This is a genomic window from Oscillospiraceae bacterium, assembly GCA_015068525.1.
GTDB lineage: Bacteria > Bacillota > Clostridia > UMGS1840 > HGM11507 > SIG450.
In genome coordinates this window covers 124,012-141,459 of sequence record SVKJ01000001.1, presented here as the reverse complement: position 1 = coordinate 141,459, position 17,448 = coordinate 124,012, and the positions used below count along the sequence as shown (strand labels likewise).

The window sequence follows — 17,448 nt, the reverse complement described above, 5'->3', positions numbered from 1 at the left end:
CAAAAAAGGGACAGACCCTTTTTTGGTGATTTTTAATTTAATATAATTCTTTTTTATGTTTTGATTAATCTTTATCAGTTTCTTTGTTATCTGTTTTTACTACTTCAACTAAAGTTACACGGTGAGAATCGGTTTCCAAAATTGAAACTTTAAGGTTTTCATACTCAAAATTATCTCCTGTTTCAGGAATTTTACCAAGACATTCCATTGCCCATCCCCCAACTGAGATATTTTCCGATTCGGCTTCAATATCAAAGAAATCGCAAAAATCTTCAAAATTTACCGAACCTTCTACTTTATAAGTATCATTATCTATTTTGTGGAAATTTTCAACAATTTCGTCATGCTCGTCCCAGATTTCTCCTACCAACTCTTCTAAGATATCTTCCATTGTAACAATACCCAAAGTACCACCATACTCATCAATTACAACTGCAATATGAGATTTGTTTGTCTGAAGAATTTTAAGAAGGTCATTTATTTTTTCACCCTTTTGGATAAATAGCGGTTTTGTCATAAGATTTTTAACATCTTTATCGGTTATACCTTTTTCTGAATAAAAATCTTTAAGATGTATAATACCTACTATATCGTCAATATTTTCATTATAAACCAAAAGTCTTGAAAACTGAGTTTCTTTAAACTTTCTTGCGATGTCAACCTTGTCGTCCTCTATGGATACTGCTTCCAAGTCAACACGGTGAGTCAATATATCCTCTGCTGAAAGGTCGGCAAACTCTATCGCATTTCTTATAAGTTCACTGTCATCATCATCAAGTGTACCCTCCTGCTGAACTTCCTCAACAAGCATAATAAGTTCTTCAGGTGACATCCCTGCATTTTCTTCAACATTAAGTACTTTCGAAAGGAACTTTTTCCACTGTGTAAATAAGAAATTAACAGGTGTAAGCAAAATCATAAGAGCATTTATAAAAGGTGCTGAAAACATCGAAAAACTCTCAGGTGAGTCTTTAGCTATACTTTTAGGTGAAACTTCTCCAAAAATAAGCACTAAAACAGTAATAACAACAGTTGCGATAAGTGCTCCGTATACTTTATTAAATCCTATAAAAAACACTGTAGCAACCGATGAAAGCCCGATGTTTACTATATTATTACCTATTAAAACTGTAGAAATAAGACTATCATATTTTTCCGAAAGTTTTAAAACAAGGTCTGCTTTTTTGTTACCTTTTTCCGCCATTGTCCTGAGCCTTGTTTTATTTATTGATGTAAACGCTGTTTCAGTTGCCGAAAAGTATGCCGACATAAGAATAAGCGTTACCATAACAAGTATATAAGTAGTCGTAGTCATTTTTAATTTTTCTCCTCATTTTTATTATTATTTGTTAATTAATATTTTATTGAAACGCAAAAAGGCACGCCTGCAAAACAAATTATTCTGCAGGTATGCCACATATATATTATAACAAATAATGATAAAACAGTTCAGTGTTAGTGTTATTATCGCACTCGTCTGAATCCATTTTTATTATCCTCTCTTTCTTAATTCAATGAAAATATATTATCACATTATATATTATTTGTCAAGTTCTATATATATTTTGTCAAAAAATTCAGGTCTGTGAAAATCAGGTTCTGGTGTTTTTATAGGGTTTAAGGACACAAAATGAGGTTTTTCCCCTTCTTCTCTGCATTTATAGAAATTACCTAAAAAATAATCACCTATACCATCTGCGTACTTAAGAATATACGAATAAGGAATAAAAAATTTTAATATAAAACCTTTTTCTCCTTTTATAAAAGATTCTATTTTAAATATAGACACATCTGTGATTTCACAGGGAGTGCGAATAGGCGAACGCCCTTCACCATATCCTAAATGAATTGCACCTTTTGCGTTAAATTCAAAATTAAAATATTTTTTACTGTTCTTAGGGTCAGGTATAAAGAAAAATTCCACACAACTATCTAAATGAACTTTTCCCTGAATCGGTTCTGCATTAAAACGTAAATTTTCCTCATCGGTTTCAAAACGGACAAACAATCCTTCGTCATTTGTTAATACTCTTACTTCAGTATCGGGACAATAGGTAGTTACATCCCAGTTAACTGTGCCTATTTTTGCAACATTTGCCCTTTCCCATTCTTTAGAATCGTAAGATATTTCATTTAATTTTGTTCTTAAAATTGTATATTCCATTTTAGTACCCCAGTTCCATTATGTATTTGTAAAGAATATTAACAGTTTTATCAATACCGCAGGATGAATTGATACACAGCATATAGTTATTTAAATCTCCCCATTTTTGGTTTGCATAAAATTCATAGTAACTGCTTCTTGATTTATCGATTCTTCTAATCATTTCTTTTGATTCTTTTTCGCTGATATTATATTTTTCGCTTATTCTTTTGATTTTATCTTCCATATTGGAATATATAAATATAGAAACCAGTTTCTCATTTTTTCTTAAAATATCATTTGCGCATCTTCCAATAAAAACTGCCGGCATTTCTTCCGAGATTCTTTTAATTGTTCCAGCCTGCATAGTAAATATTTTATCATTGGAAAACATATTATCTGCATGAAGAGGCATTGTATATGTAGGAAATCCATGTGCAACTATAGAATAAAGAAAACTGTTAATCGGTTTTTCATCTGCCTGCTCAAACATCTTTTCACTTATTCCGTTTTCCTCTGAAGCTCTTTTTATAATTTCTTTATCAAAACATTTTATCCCGAGTTTATCTGCAAGTAAAATGCCTATTTCTCTTCCTCCACTACCGAACTGTCTTCCGATTGTTATAGCAAGATTACTCATAAGAACAACTCCTTTTTTCTTTTATTATATATTATTCTTATCTTTAAGTCAAGGAATTCCTATACTCCGTGGGCGAAAATCCTGTTATATTCTTAAACTGTCTTGAAAAATAATGAATACTTTCATATCCTAACAAATTGGCAATTTGTGTTGCATTGAGTTCATCCATCAAAAGATATTCTTTTGCTTTTTCAATTTTCAAATAGTTATAGTATTTCATAACCCCCATGCCTGTATGCTTCTTAAAAAGTGTTTTAAGTCCTGTGGATGAAAGACCTGCTTTTTTTACTATATCCGAAAAATGAATTTCCTCGCCTAAATGTTCATTAAAATACATAGTTAAACTGTTTATAATATCAAGGTCGCTTTTAACAGACTTTTTATATTTTTCAACTCTTAAATTATTCCTTAAAATCAGCAAAAAAAACTGTTCGCAAAGCGTTTTTAACATCATTTTTGAAATCTTACTCTCAGGATTTATATTAAATCTTTCATATTCTTCAAACAAAGAATTTAAAATAAGTTTCTGATTACCTTTTATCAAATAACGCTTATTCATAAGTTTCTCATAGTAAACAGAATTTATCTTTATAAATATTATCTTGTATTCTGATAAAAAAGGAGAATCAATCTGTATATTCCTGCTATAGTCAGTTATATAAATTTCATCTTTTGAAAGCCATTCATTCTTTTTCCCCATTCTTATAAGAATATCATTTGATAAAGAAAATATTACTTTTATATCCGTAAAATTTTTGTCAATTATTGTATCGGAATTAAACCTTGAAATCATATTAAAATTTTTTACATTGATAATATTTTCCTCTTTCATTCTATCACCCTTTATCATTATAACACACCCTGTCTTTTTGTGCAAGTTTTTTGACCTTTTTTCTAAATAAAAAAATATAACAAGTGATATAATAAGATGGTATCATAAAAAAATAAAGGATGGATTATATGCAAAGAGGCAAAAAGATTATAGATAACTTTTGCATCGATGATGAAATAATTGAAATAAAGCCTTACGGATGCGGACATATAAATGACACATATCTTGTTACCTGTAAAAAAAGCAAATATGTTATTCAAAGAATAAATCATTTAATATTTAAAAAACCATGGGAAGTAATGGAAAACATTATAAATATATGCGATCATTTAAAATCAAAGGTTATATCATACGGCGGAAATCCTGACAGAGAAACTCTTACATTTATTACCGCCAAAGATGGAACATATTTAGCGAAAGTTGACGGAAATTACTATCGTGCATATAACTTTGTTGACGATGCCATTACATATCAGACAATTGAAAACCCTGCTCATTTTTACAGTGCGGGAAAGGCCTATGGGAAATTCCAGAATATGCTTTCTGATTTCGGGGCTGACAGATTGCACGAAACAATCGAAAACTTCCATAATACTGAAGACAGATTTTTTAAATTTCAAACTGCAGTATCAGAAAATAAAGCAGGAAGAAAAGATCAAGTTAAAGAAGAAATTGATTTTGTCATTAAAAGGCAGGATAAATACGGAGTTATTGTTGACCTTTTAAAAGAAAATAAAATTCCATTAAGAGTTACACATAATGACACGAAACTTAACAATGTTCTTATGGACGGAAAAACCGGCGAAGCAATTTGTGTTATTGACCTTGATACTGTTATGCCATCGACTTTGTTATGTGATTTCGGGGATGCTATACGTTTTGGTACAAACACTGCAGATGAAGATGAAAAAGACTTAAGCAAAGTTAATTTTGATATAAATCTCTTTGAACAGTTTGCCAAAGGATTTTTAGAAGAAATGAAAGATTCTATCACAAAAACTGAGGTTGAATACTTACCTTTTTCTGCAATATTGCTTACCTTAGAATGTGGTATCAGATTTTTAACCGATCATCTTGACGGTGATGTTTACTTTAAAACACACAGAGAAAATCACAACTTAGACCGTGCAAGAACTCAATTCAAACTTGCTTTTGAAATGGAGAAAAAAGAGCAGGAAATGAAAGAAATAATTGACAGAATATATAAGAGTTTATAATTATTCTTTTGTAAGGAAGGTATTTATGCCTTCCGCATCGAAATAGGTAAATCTATTCACTACAATAATTATCCACCCGCGCGTGGTTTTCGTTATACAAAAGAAGGCGGAAAATTCCGCCTTCTTTAAATTATTTAATAGAATTTGCAAGAATTTCATCAAATTTATTTAAGGTAACTTTAATTTTTTCTCTTAAATATGTAATTTCATTCTTGTAGTTATTAAGTTCATTTCGTTTTTCTGAAATTTTAGCATCAAACTCTATAGACTCTTTTTGCTGGTCTTGTCTCATTTTTTCAAAAGATAAATTGATATCTTCCTGTGCTTTTTTAAGCATATTTGAAGCATCTTGATTTGCTTTTTCAATAGTATTTCTTGCTGTTTCTTCCGCTTTTAAAAACACATCGGATATTTTCTTCTTTTCTTCCTCGAAATCTGAAATTTCTTTTTTAAGTGCATTCTTTTCCATATTAAGAATTTCGATATCTTTTTTTAGTTGTGCTATTTCAGCGTCCTTTTTAAAAAGTTTATCATCAATATTTTTAGATATTGATTCAATATATTCAACAACAGGTTTTTTACTTATGCCAAATAGACTTCTTTTAAATTTTATCTGACTCGACATTTGTTTTTCCTCCGTTTTTTTATTCTACAAAGGTAATCCAGTTAAAAGCATCTTCAACTGTTCCGTTTTGAATACCTGTAACAGTATTATATATTTTCTGGCTTACAGGTCCGATTTCTCCGCCGTTTATTGTCATAACATCGTCACAGTATCTTAATTTACCAACAGGAGAAATTACTGCTGCTGTACCTGTTCCGAAAACTTCTTCCAAAGTACCGTTCTTTTGTGCTTCTAGTAATTCATCAACAGATACTTTTCTTTCTTCTACTTCATATCCCCATTCTTTGCAAAGATGGATAACTGAATTTCTTGTAATACCAGGTAGGATACTTCCATTAAGCATTGGTGTTACAATTTTACCGTTTATTTTAAAGAAGATATTCATTGCGCCTACTTCTTCAATATATTTTCTTTCAACACCATCAAGCCACAAAACCTGAGAATATCCGTCATCATGTGCTTTAACCTGACCGATTAAAGATGCAGCATAGTTACCGCCTGTTTTAGCAAATCCCATACCGCCTCTTACTGCTCTTACATACTCATCTTCAATCCATATTCCAACAGGTGCAAGACCACTTGCATAGTATGCTCCGCTTGGAGAAAGAATGATTATAAACTTATATGTTTTAGATGGTGCAACACCTAAAAATTCATCAGTTGCAATAATAAAAGGTCTTATATATAAAGATGTGCCTGCTTCAGTCGGAATCCAGTCCTCATCAATTTTAACTATCGCCTTTACTGCTTCAACAAAGTATTCTTCAGGTAAAGATGGAATACAAAGTCTTTTATTTGATTCATTTGTTCTTTTTGCATTCATTTCCGGTCTGAAAAGACGGGTTTTGCCATCTGCGCCTTTATATGCTTTTAATCCTTCAAACATTTCCTGACCGTAATGGAAAACCATTGCAGAAGGAGCAAGAGATATATTCTGATAAGGAACTATTCTTGCATCATGCCATCCTTTTCCTTCTTCGTAATCCATAATAAACATATGGTCAGTAAAAATTTTACCAAAACCCAAGTTAGACTGATCAGGTTTAACTTTAGGTGTTAAAGTTTTTTCAATTTTAATTTCCATTTTATGTATCTCCTTTTAATTAGTTAAACTAAATATATTATGCTACATTTTTTACTAAAAATCAATATTATTTTACAATTCTTTTCAATCTTCCAGAAATTTTTACAGATAGATAAGCAAAAAATATATCAGACGGAATAAATATAAGTACGTAATACGTGATAAGATACTTAATATCCATTGTTATTCCAAGATAAACATATGATAAAAAATAAGCATATAAAACTCCGAAAAAATAAACTGTTAAAATATTTATGCCGCTTAACATCATATTTTTTTTGAATTCGTTTAAATTTATTTTCTTTGTAAAAAATCCTGAAATTAAAGGTGCAATTAAAAATCCTAAAAGATATCCGAAAGACATATTAAACACATATCCTATCCCGCCGCCCTGAGAAAACACAGGAAGCCCGATAAGGCCAAGTACTAAATACAACAACAAAGATATGAAACTTATTTTTAAATCAGAAATCAGGATAATTGTATTAACTGCAAAGAATGTTAAAGAAACCGGGACAGGTAAAACAGGTATTCTTACCAAACTTAATATACATATAACAGCAGTAAACAATGAAATTTTAATCAAAGATTTAGTTTTTAACATATATCATTTAAATTCAGACGAATTTCTCCTGACTTTATTATTTTTATATCTCCATTTGGTATTCTAACTACAAGATTTCCCTTGTCATTAATATCTTCAACTTTTCCGCTATATTCTTTCGAGTTTAGGAAAAATGAAATATTCTTATTGATTACCATAGACTTTTCTTTATATAATTTCAGATATTTTTTAAGATTAAAATCTTTTCTTAATGTTTGAGTACCTTTTAAAATTTCTGCTATTAAAATATTCCTGTCAATTTCCTCTATACATCCTGCTATATCCTTTAAATCCATTGGAAAATCTTTAACAGATTTAACATTTATACCAATGCCTATAATTATATATTCAATTTTTTTGCCATCCTTTGAGAGAACATTTTCACATAATATTCCCGAAACCTTTTTATCATTTAAAAATATATCATTAACCCATTTTACAAAGCAATTTTTACCTGTGACTTTTTCTATAGCACTTAAGGTTATTGAAGCAATCGCAACAGTAAATAAATCAAGGTCAGAATATTCTTTATCCACCTTCAGTACAACGCTCATATATATACCGTTATCTTCCGGTGAATAAAAACTTCTTCCCATTCTTCCCCTGCCGTTTTTTTGCATATCGGAAATTATGACTTTTCCATCTTTAAGAACGTTTCTTGCATAAGTATTGGTTGAATCTATTTTATCAAATATTTCAAATTCATAAGAATTACAGCAAAGGTGCTTTTTTATATTTTCTTCAGTAATTTTTATCATAGTTATCTGTTCATTTCACTTTGGTGTCCTACTGCCTGATGTGATTTTATTACTTCTTCAATCTCACCTATACTGCTTGAACACATATCACCATTAATAGTATTTTTAACCGCCGACATAGCATTTCCTATTTCAAGCGCTTTAATAATATCTGAATGAGTTATCACACCATATAACACACCTGCAACATAAGCATCTCCACTGCCCAGTCTGTCAACAACCTCAATATTTTCATAAGCCTCTTCAGTATAATATTTACCATCATAGTATATTTGAGACGAAAAATTATGTTTGGTAGGACTTATTACTTGCCTTTTAGTTGTTGCAACAATTCTACATCCATACTCATCGGCATAACTTTTTTGAATTTCTTCTAAAGTTCCTGTTTTTGCAAACATTCTTCTTGAACTTTCTTCCGATACAAATAAAATATCAACATAGGGAAGAATTTTTTTAATTGTTTCCCTTGCTGTATCTTCATCCCATAAAGTTGCACGGTAGTTAACATCAAAAGATATAACTGCTCCCGCTTCTTTGAATTTTTTTATACAATAAATTGCAGTTTCCTGCAAAGTTTTGCCGAGAGCCAAAGATATACTGCTTATATGGAATACTCCCGTTTTGGCAAAAATTTCTTCAGGTATTTCATCAATCGAAAGTGTAGTTACAGAAGCATTTGCCCTGTCATATACAACAGACGATTTACGAGGATATACTCCGCTTTCATAAAAATATATGCCAAGCCTTTTTGAACTCGAATGGTCGTAAACTATATAATCATCGCTTACATTTCCATATCTTATTTTATTTCTTATAAAATGGCCAAGCTTATTTTCAGGAAGTTTTGTAATAATAGCAGAACGAACCCCAAGCATCGCAGCACCTGACACAACATTAAGTTCGCTTCCTCCTGCATTTTTATTAAATGCTTCACTTGTGGAAATTTTTTCCTTACTGTCAGGAGAAAGTCTTAACATAACTTCCCCAAAACCTATTAAATCAAATTCTCTGTTTTTTTTAATAAATTCCATACTACACACCTCAATAAAAATCTTTGTATTTAAGCCAATTATCCAAAAGTTCAGTCCATATTTTTATATGGTTTAAATCTTTCTTATCTTCAACAGGAAGTCCTTTTCCATGCCCTCCGTCAGGGAAAATATGCATTTCAACCGATGTGCCGTCTTTACTTAATTTTTTTGCATATAATAAAGAGTTTTCAACCCCAACCGCATCATCATCAAAATTATGCCAGATAAATGTTGGTGCTTCGACTTTAACAAGTGACTTATCAAGACTTAAAGAATCTTTTAACTGCTCATATCTTAAAGAAAGAAGATTATCTGCAGAGCCTTTATTAGTAAAATAATTCTCTTTATCAAGACTTATAACAGGATAACACAAAATCTGATAATCGGGAACAAAACTTTCATTATCAATTTCATCTATCCCCTCATACTCTGTTTTATCATGATATGTAAAAAGTGACGCAGTCAGATGACCTCCTGCCGAGTATCCCATTACTGCTACTTTTTCTTTGTTTATCCCGAATTTTTCACTATAATATCTTACATACCTTACTGCTCTTCTTCCATCTAATATCGGACAAGGAAAAACATCAGGAAAAACTCTGTATCTTAACACAAAAACATTTATTCCTTTATCACAAAAATACTTAGCAACCCGTTCGCCTTCCTGTTTTGGTCTGTCAGGATCACTGATGTATCCACTTCCCGGTATTATAATAAGAGCAGAATTTGTTATTTTATTTTTCGGGGCATAGTGTTCAATCCATGGCTCATAGTTATTTGTAGTACATGGTACATTTTCCCATAGCGAATATCTTGTTACATTCATTTAGTTATTCCCCTTCCACTTCTAAAATAGCCTGTGCTATTCTTAGTCCATCAACTGCAGCGCTTGTTATGCCTCCTGCATACCCCGCTCCTTCTCCCGCCGGATAAAGACCTTTAACAGTTATGGAATTTAAGTTTTCGCCTCTTAATATTCTAAGCGGTGAACTTGTTCTTGTTTCAATTCCTGTTAAAACTGCATCAGATGTTGAAAACCCTTTAATTTTTTTATCAAAATTTATAAGTCCTGCTTTTAGCATTGTATTAACATTTTCAGGGAATATTTTATTAAAATCAACAAAATTTGTTCCAATTGGATAGGTTGGTTTTACACTTTTAAATTCAGTACTTTTCTTACCTAATATAAAATCTTTTGAAAGCTGGCAAGGTGCGATATATCCACCGCCTCCATTATCAAAGGCTTTTTTCTCAAGTAGTTTTTGAAATTCCACCCCTGAAAAAATATCGGTATCCAAATCTTTTGGAAGAACTGATGCAACAACTGCACTGTTTGAGTTAATTCCGTCACGTTTTGAATTACTCATTCCATTTGTTACAACCGAATTTTCTTCTGAATTTGAGGCTATAACCTGACCTCCGGGACACATACAAAAAGTATAACATCCTCTTTCACCAGTCCGATAGGAAAACTGATATTCTGCCGAACCTAAATTTTTATGCCCTGCATATTTTCCATATCTTCCTTTATCTATAAATTCTCTTAAATGCTCAATTCTGAAACCTACCGAGAAAGGTTTTTTCTCCATTGCGATTTGCTTATTCTTTAAAAGATTAAATATTTTTCGGCTGCTATGCCCTACTGCGAGGACAACATTATCTGAAAATATTTTTTCTCCGTTTGCAAGAACAACTCCTTTAACTTCGGAGTCAACAATCATAATATCTGTAACTTCACTGTTAAAATAAACATCCCCGCCGTTTTCTTCAATAAACTTACGCATATTTTTTATAATATCGCCAAGACAATCTGTCCCGATATGAGGATGTGCTTTGTATAAAATACTTTCATCGGCACCGAATTTATAAAATGTATCAAGAACAAATTTGCATCTTTTATCATTTATTCTTGTTGTAAGTTTCCCATCGGAAAATGTCCCTGCGCCACCTTCACCAAACTGGACATTGGAAAGTTCGTTAAAAATCCCTGTTTTAAAAAACAGTTCAACATCTTTTTTTCTTTCTTCCAAAGGTTTACCTTGTTCTAAAACAATAGGTTTCCCACCATATAAAGTGATAAGATACGCGCAAAAAAGTCCTGCAGGACCTAAGCCTACGATAACAGGTCTTTCTTTTGGTGCTTTATTACAGTTTATTTTAAAAACAAAATCTTCAGTTTCTATAACATTTGAATCAGTCTTAACATTATCATAAGAAAAAAGGTCCATTGCAACTGAGTAAACAAACTTAATGTCACCATCACGTGCATCAACTGATTTTTTTCTTATATATATTTTTTTGATATTTTCTTTTGAAACTTTACTTTTTCTTATTGCAATTTCAAAAGCATCTTCTTTTTTATAAGAAAGAGGGAGAATTATATCATTAACTAAAAGCGCCATAATATAACCTCCCTCTTTAATTTAATTAACTAATACTTTAAGTTCGGGTATAACATCAGTTATAAGCATCAACTCTTCAGGTAAAGTAATACTTACATTCTGGGTATGCCCCTCTGTTTTACTAACCAGATTAAAATTATCTACAACAATTTTATCCATCGTGTCTAATATCTCTTTTGGCCCTGCAACTTCAACACGCGATGGAGTTAATGAATACTTAACATCTTCCGAAATATTTGAAATTTCTATAGGAAGCATTTTTGTAGGAAGAATTTCTACTGATACTTTAACATTTTCATTAAGAAGTGTTATTTTCTCATCTATAACAGCAGTTCCGTCCTCATCTACTAAAACAATATCATATAAATCGGAAAAACTTTCTGACTTTCCTGAAAGATCAACAGTTGCAATTCCGTTTGCGACTTTGGTAAGTAATGATTTAGGGCCTCTTATCATTACCCTGTCGGATTCGGCTGTAATCATATCATCATTTGTATAACTTTCTTTTTTTACTTTTCCGACTGTATGAACTAAAATATCTTTTTCAACCGTAACAATTGTATCAACAGTAAGTTTAATAGTGGAAGGTTGTTTATTGGAAACAAGAATATTTTCATTATTAATCCTTACACCAATAGGAAGTTCAACAACACCTGCAGACTTAACTTCGGAAAGGTCTGCGTAAACAACAAAATCATCTTTTTTAAGTTTGCCAAGACTCATTCTTGCACAATTGACCGTAACATCGGTTTTAAAATCTGTTTCTCCTGTTACCACAAGATTTCTTTCTTCCAGAAGATGAGCATTATGCAAAGACACATTAAGTGCATTAAATGTAAAATCTATATATGGATTTTGCACAGTCTGGATATAAAACCATAAAATAATTGCAACTAAAACCGAAATAATTTTTATTAGTACATTGCCTTTTGATTTATTTCCCATTTTTCTTAAACCTCCAGACTTTGTTCCTTTTATTGTAACCAAGTTCCCTGGTAAACGCTTTTGTTAAAATATCAGTAAGTTTTTCTTCTGACATATTACGTGAAAGCTCACCGTCCATCGCAACAGAAATTTTCCCCGTTTCTTCCGATACAATTACAACAACTGCATCAGTTGATTCAGTGATACCTATTCCTGCACGATGCCTTGTACCAAGTTCATTGGAAATAGCCTCATTCTGAGAAAGAGGTAAGAAACATGCCGCAGCTTTGATTTTATGATCACCAATAATAACTGCACCGTCATGTAAAGGTGTATTAGGCACAAAAATGTTAACCATAAGTTCAGATGTAATCTCCGAATCAAGATTAACTCCTGTTCTTATGATATCTCCTATTTTTATATCTCTTTCTATAACCATTAACGCTCCGTAACCGAGTTTTGACAAGTTAAAACTTGCATCTTTTATTTGTTTGACAATATATTTTATCTGCTCATCGTCATCATTATCTTCAAAATTGAATAGTTTAAACCCTTTACTACCCATTTTTGATAACGCTTTTCTTATCTCTGCCTGGAATAATACTACAATAGCAATAAGACCTACCTGCATCGTATTTTTAAGTATATAACTTATAGTATTAAGATGAAACATTTCGCTAAGCTGAGAAAAAATAAGAAGCAAAGCAATCCCTTTTATGAGTTGGTAAGCACGGGTATTTCTAAAAAATACTATTACTTTGTAAATAAGATAACTTACTATTATAATGTCAATAATATCGGTTATTTTTATGGTTCGTAAAAAAAACAGACCGGGCATAATTTTCCATTTTTCTCCTTTTTAGATTATATAAGAATATTATACAACTTTTTTTGAAATTTGTCATTATTTTTTTTATATTTTTTTATAAAAAATGTTAAGTATTAAAAACTTTATTATGACAATAATTAAAATAGACATTATTTTTAAAAAAGGAGGAATATTTTTGCCGGATATTATTTTAAAAAAGGCAAGACATCTTGAGGGTAAATTAGATATTCACGGTGCCAAAAATTCTGCACTTCCCATTATTGCTGCTACCCTTTTATCAGACACTCCGTCTTATCTTAAATCAATTCCCGAACTTACCGACATTTTAAATATGTTTGAAATTTTAAAATCGCTGGGTTGTAAAATTGAGGAAGAAAACGGTATATATAAAATCAGTCCAGAAAAAATAACCACACTTAAATCATCTTATGATATGACAAGTAAACTAAGAGCATCATTTCTCATCTCAGGTCCTCTTCTTGCAAAATATAAAAGTGTACGTATTTCCTATCCCGGAGGATGTGCTATTGGTTCAAGACCTGTCGACCTTCATTTAAAAGGATTTCACTCTTTAGGTGCAAAAATCGAAAAAAAGCATGGTTTTATTGATATTTCCTGTGACAAATTAAAGGGAGCAAAAATTTATCTTGATTTTCCGTCTGTAGGAGCAACAGAAAATATAATGATGGCATCTACTCTTGCAGAGGGTGAAACTATAATTGAAAACGCTGCTGTTGAACCTGAAATAGTTGATCTTGCAAATTTTCTAAGTTCTATGGGTGCAGAGGTTATAGGAGCAGGTACTGATACAATAAAAGTAAGAGGTGTAAAAAAATTAATAGGATGTGAGCATACAGTTATTCCCGACAGAATAGAAGCAGGAACATATATGGTTGCCGCTGCAATAACAAAAGGAGACGTAACTATAAATAACGTTATTTGCGACCATTTAAGACCTGTTTGTGCAAAATTTAAGGAAATTGGTGTAAACATAATTGAAAAACCTGACTCCATAAGAGTCATTTGTGAAAATCCTCTTAAAGCCACTGATATAAAAACACTGCCTTATCCAGGTTTCCCCACTGATATGCAGGCACAGTTTGCCTCGCTTTTTTCCTGCATAAAAGGCACAAGTATTATTACTGAAACAATTTTTGAAAACAGGTTTCAACATATTGGCGAACTAAAAAGAATGGGAGCTAATATAAGAATTGATGGAAGGTGCGCAGTAATCGAAGGAGGGCGGCTTTCAGGAACAACCGTTTCAGCAACCGACTTAAGAGCAGGAGCTGCACTTGTTCTTGCAGGTTTAAACGCAGATGGAGAAACAATTATTAAAAATTCTCATTACATCACAAGAGGATATTTTAACTTTGTTGATAATTTAAACAGTCTCGGAGCAAACATAAAATACCTGGAATAAAATTACATGTAGAACAAGATTTTTACCGAAATCTTGTTTTTTTTATTATTTATGTTATAATTATATTATTATAAACATCGGAGTGTATTATGAAAAAGAATGATTTTATAACTTTAGAAATTACATCAATAACATCAGAAGGACACGGAGTGGCAAAAAAAGATCAGTATGTGTTCTTTGTTCCTTATACTCTTATAGGAGAAACAGTATCCTGTAAAATTTTAAAAATTAAAGGAAATATAGTTTATTGCAAACTATCCGAAGTTTTGATACCTTCAAATTCAAGAATTAATCCTATTTGCCCTCATTTCACAAAATGCGGAAGTTGTACTCTTCTTAACACTGATTATAAAAAGCAACTTGATATGAAATTATTAAAAGTTAATGACGCCATAAAACGAATAGGCAAAATAGATTTTAATGTTACAAAAATCATTCCTTCAAAACAAATTTTAAATTACAGGAATAAAGCCCTTATACCTGTTTCCTATGATAAGGATAAAAAAATTGTTTGTGGTTTTTACAGATCTAAAACTCACGATGTTATAAATATGGATAATTGTTTAATTCAGGATAAAAATGCTTTTATTGTAGCAAAAAAAGTTAAAGATTGGATGGAAGAATATAACATTCAACCATACGATGAAAAAACGAGCGAAGGTCTTATAAGGCATATATTTTACCGTATTGGTATTCACACAGGCGAAATCATGGCAGGAATTGTATCTTATAAAAAGAACATTCCTTATCTTGATAAACTTAAATCGAGCCTTCTTGAAATTGAAAATATAAAATCAATTATTGTAAATATCAACCCAAAAAAGAATAATGTTATACTTGGAGATGAAGTTATTACACTTTACGGGAATCCATATATTAAAGATGAAATTTCAGGATTAAAATTTAAAATAGGAAGCAAATCTTTTTTTCAGGTTAATCCTTATAATGTTTCCAACCTTTACAATAAAGCAATAGAACTTCTTGAGCTAAAAAAAGATGATGTTTTATTTGATATATACTGCGGGATAGGCACAATCGGACTTTGTGCTTCTCATAAAGTAAAAGAAGTTATAGGCGTTGAAGTAATTGACGAAGCGATAGAATATGCAAACGAAAATGCAAAACTCAACGGTATAACCAATGCAACATTTTATACGGGAAAAGCAGAGGATATTATATATAATTTGATAGAAAATGAAAATCGTCCTACTGCTGTAATACTTGATCCTCCACGCTCAGGATGTGACAAAAATCTTCTTGCCGAGATAGAAAAACTAAAGCCAGATAAAATTTGTTATGTTTCCTGTGATGTTGCAACTTTAGCAAGAGATTTGAATATTCTTACACAAAATAATGAGTATAAAATACAAGAAATTATTGCTTGTGATATGTTTCCGCAAACTGCACACGTTGAGTGCTGTGCGCTGCTATGTCGTGCATAGCACTCATCGATATAAATCTCTTGCGAGGTTTTTTATATGACAATATTTTCAAATGATATATACAAAAAATAAGTTGCACTTTTTGTGCAACTTATTTTTTAGTTTGCTTTTCTATGCGTTTACTTTTAAAAATTCTTCGGCATTTTTTATTGCTTTTTCTATGGCTTTCTCAGACGGACCGCCATAGACATTTCTTTCATTGACACAGGTATTAAGAGAAATTGCATTATAGAAATCTTCAGTTATAACCGGTGAAAACTCTTTTAACTTAGTTAATTCTATTTCTTCTAATGAAATATTATTTTCTATTGAATATGCTACCATTTCACCAATTACTTTATGAGCATCACGAAACGGGATACCGCATTTTACTAAGTAATCTGCAGCATCGGTTGCATTTGTAAATCCTTTTTTTGCACCGTTTTCCATATTTGCTTTATTAAATTTAGCAGTATCAAGCATTTTTGTAAACACAGGAAGGCACATTTTAAGCGTATCAACTGCATCAAAAGTTGCTTCCTTATCTTCCTGCATATCTTTATTATAAGCAAGAGGAAGACCTTTCATAACTGTAAGAAGTGTCATAAGAGAGCCATAAACTCTGCCTGTTTTACCTCGTGTAAGTTCTGCCATATCAGGATTTTTCTTCTGAGGCATTATACTTGAGCCTGTAGAAAAACTATCATCAAGTTCTACAAAAGAATATTCATTGGTACACCATAGAATAACTTCTTCCGAAAATCTTGAAAGATGCATCATTATCATTGATGCAACAAATGTGAATTCTATTGCATAATCCCTGTCCGAAACGCCGTCAAGACTGTTTTCGGTAGGTGCTGTAAAGCCAAGTTCCTTTGCAGTAAATTCCCTGTCAAGAGGATAAGTGGTTGTAGCAAGTGCACCTGAACCTAAAGGACAGAAATTAAGCCTTTTAACACAATCGGTAAGCCTGTCATAATCTCTTAGAAACATTTGGAAATATGCCATCATATGATGGGATAACGTTATCGGCTGAGCCTTTTGCAAATGCGTATAACCGGGCATTACAGTATTTTTATTTTCTTTTGCAATTTTTAATATTACGCAAAGTAAATTGTATAAAAGACTATGAATATCTTCACATTCATTTCTTAAATACATTTTAAAATCAACTGCAACCTGGTCATTTCTGCTTCTGCCTGTATGAAGTTGTTTTCCTATATCCCCTAATCTTTCTATAAGAATGGTTTCAATATTCATATGAATATCTTCTGCATTTATGGAAAATTCAACTTTCCCCGATTCAATATCGGCTAAAATATTATTTAATTCTTTTTCTATTTTTAAGGCATTCTCTTTTGGAATAATATTCTGATTCCCAAGCATTTTAACATGAGCAATACTGCCTGTAATATCTTCCTTATAAAGTCTTTTGTCAAACTTTATTGAAGAGTTATAGTCATTGGCAAGACTGTCAGTTTCCTTGGAAAATCGACCACCCCATAATTTCATAAT

At 31.4% G+C, this 17,448-nt stretch carries 17 protein-coding genes; 3 read left to right on the top strand and 14 right to left on the bottom strand.

Features of this window, described 5'->3' with window-relative positions:
• Positions 1 to 64: 64 nt before the first annotated feature.
• From E7419_00555 to E7419_00540, 4 genes are all read right to left on the bottom strand, one after another.
• On the bottom strand, positions 65 to 1,315 hold the full coding sequence (locus E7419_00555; GenBank protein MBE7013680.1) for an HlyC/CorC family transporter: 1,251 nt from the start codon (positions 1,313 to 1,315) through the stop codon (positions 65 to 67).
• Between the two features lie 225 nt (positions 1,316 to 1,540).
• Positions 1,541 to 2,164 carry a hypothetical protein gene (locus tag E7419_00550; GenBank protein MBE7013679.1) on the bottom strand — a complete coding sequence of 208 codons (624 nt, stop codon included), beginning with the start codon at positions 2,162 to 2,164 and terminating at the stop codon, positions 1,541 to 1,543.
• Position 2,165: 1 nt separating this feature from the next.
• Positions 2,166 to 2,783: a cytidylate kinase-like family protein gene (locus E7419_00545; protein MBE7013678.1), complete on the bottom strand. Its 618-nt coding sequence runs from the start codon at positions 2,781 to 2,783 to the stop codon at positions 2,166 to 2,168.
• Between the two features lie 43 nt (positions 2,784 to 2,826).
• Positions 2,827 to 3,633, bottom strand: coding sequence for a helix-turn-helix transcriptional regulator (locus tag E7419_00540; protein MBE7013677.1), 807 nt, complete (start codon positions 3,631 to 3,633; stop codon positions 2,827 to 2,829).
• Positions 3,634 to 3,743: 110 nt separating this feature from the next.
• Here E7419_00540 and E7419_00535 point away from each other — a divergent pair, with 110 nt between their 5' ends.
• The gene (locus E7419_00535; protein MBE7013676.1) at positions 3,744 to 4,832 is read left to right on the top strand and encodes an aminoglycoside phosphotransferase family protein; all 1,089 of its coding nucleotides are present in this window, start codon (positions 3,744 to 3,746) and stop codon (positions 4,830 to 4,832) included.
• 130 nt (positions 4,833 to 4,962) lie between these two features.
• Here the strand turns inward: E7419_00535 and E7419_00530 are convergent, their stop codons facing one another.
• From E7419_00530 to E7419_00490, 9 genes are all read right to left on the bottom strand, one after another.
• Positions 4,963 to 5,457 carry a hypothetical protein gene (locus E7419_00530; protein MBE7013675.1) on the bottom strand — a complete coding sequence of 165 codons (495 nt, stop codon included), beginning with the start codon at positions 5,455 to 5,457 and terminating at the stop codon, positions 4,963 to 4,965.
• 19 nt (positions 5,458 to 5,476) lie between these two features.
• Positions 5,477 to 6,541, bottom strand: coding sequence for a branched-chain amino acid aminotransferase (locus E7419_00525; GenBank protein ID MBE7013674.1), 1,065 nt, complete (start codon positions 6,539 to 6,541; stop codon positions 5,477 to 5,479).
• Between the two features lie 67 nt (positions 6,542 to 6,608).
• Positions 6,609 to 7,145: a biotin transporter BioY gene (locus E7419_00520; protein MBE7013673.1), complete on the bottom strand. Its 537-nt coding sequence runs from the start codon at positions 7,143 to 7,145 to the stop codon at positions 6,609 to 6,611.
• On the bottom strand, positions 7,139 to 7,903 hold the full coding sequence (locus tag E7419_00515; protein MBE7013672.1) for a biotin--[acetyl-CoA-carboxylase] ligase: 765 nt from the start codon (positions 7,901 to 7,903) through the stop codon (positions 7,139 to 7,141). The genes E7419_00520 and E7419_00515 overlap by 7 nt, the downstream gene beginning before the upstream one ends.
• Before the next feature lie 2 nt (positions 7,904 to 7,905).
• Complete coding sequence (locus E7419_00510) at positions 7,906 to 8,934, bottom strand: sugar kinase (protein ID MBE7013671.1); 1,029 nt, start codon at positions 8,932 to 8,934, stop codon at positions 7,906 to 7,908.
• Positions 8,935 to 8,944: 10 nt separating this feature from the next.
• Positions 8,945 to 9,760 (bottom strand): alpha/beta hydrolase, encoded by an 816-nt coding sequence (locus E7419_00505; GenBank protein MBE7013670.1) that lies wholly within the window; start codon positions 9,758 to 9,760, stop codon positions 8,945 to 8,947.
• Between the two features lie 4 nt (positions 9,761 to 9,764).
• Positions 9,765 to 11,336: a hypothetical protein gene (locus tag E7419_00500; GenBank protein MBE7013669.1), complete on the bottom strand. Its 1,572-nt coding sequence runs from the start codon at positions 11,334 to 11,336 to the stop codon at positions 9,765 to 9,767.
• Between the two features lie 21 nt (positions 11,337 to 11,357).
• Complete coding sequence (locus E7419_00495; protein MBE7013668.1) at positions 11,358 to 12,281, bottom strand: hypothetical protein; 924 nt, start codon at positions 12,279 to 12,281, stop codon at positions 11,358 to 11,360.
• On the bottom strand, positions 12,271 to 13,098 hold the full coding sequence (locus E7419_00490; protein MBE7013667.1) for a TIGR00159 family protein: 828 nt from the start codon (positions 13,096 to 13,098) through the stop codon (positions 12,271 to 12,273). The genes E7419_00495 and E7419_00490 overlap by 11 nt, the downstream gene beginning before the upstream one ends.
• Positions 13,099 to 13,264: 166 nt before the next feature.
• On the opposite strand from E7419_00490, the gene murA reads away from it, so the two are divergent.
• Together murA and rlmD are read left to right on the top strand one after the other, a co-directional pair.
• Complete coding sequence (murA, locus tag E7419_00485) at positions 13,265 to 14,512, top strand: UDP-N-acetylglucosamine 1-carboxyvinyltransferase (GenBank protein MBE7013666.1); 1,248 nt, start codon at positions 13,265 to 13,267, stop codon at positions 14,510 to 14,512.
• A gap of 89 nt (positions 14,513 to 14,601) precedes the next feature.
• Positions 14,602 to 15,954, top strand: a complete 1,353-nt coding sequence (rlmD, locus tag E7419_00480) for a 23S rRNA (uracil(1939)-C(5))-methyltransferase RlmD (GenBank protein MBE7013665.1) — start codon at positions 14,602 to 14,604, stop codon at positions 15,952 to 15,954.
• A 111-nt stretch (positions 15,955 to 16,065) separates the two neighbouring features.
• Here rlmD and argH read toward each other — a convergent pair whose 3' ends face one another.
• Positions 16,066 to 17,445, bottom strand: coding sequence for an argininosuccinate lyase (gene argH / locus E7419_00475; GenBank protein MBE7013664.1), 1,380 nt, complete (start codon positions 17,443 to 17,445; stop codon positions 16,066 to 16,068).
• Between the last annotated feature and the right edge of the window lie 3 nt (positions 17,446 to 17,448).